The organism is Holdemanella sp. DFI.5.55 (genome assembly GCF_020593575.1).
Taxonomy (GTDB): Bacteria; Bacillota_I; Bacilli_A; order Erysipelotrichales; family Erysipelotrichaceae; genus Holdemanella; species Holdemanella hominis.
Map to the genome: position 1 here is coordinate 1 of NZ_JAJDMK010000460.1, position 213 is coordinate 213.

At 53.1% G+C, this 213-nt stretch carries 1 pseudogene; it reads right to left on the minus strand.

The window, feature by feature from the left end:
- Nucleotides 1–199: pseudogene (locus LJE08_RS14805) on the minus strand (adenine deaminase); the annotation flags it as partial.
- Nucleotides 200–213: the final 14 nt, after the last annotated feature.

Below are 213 nucleotides of genomic sequence, written 5' to 3' on the forward strand. Positions count from 1 at the left end.
CATCAATCAACCCTGGCAGCAAGAAGCGCCCGGCCAGATCAACCACCTGCTGTCCTTCATAACGCTCACCGATTCCAGCAATATAACCAGCTGCCAAGGCCACGTCGCCTCGCCGAATGGTTCCTAAAAAGACATCCACGATCTGCGCGTTTCTAATCACTACGTCAGCTGGCACGCGACCAGCTGCCACATCAATCAAGTGTTTTAGTTCTG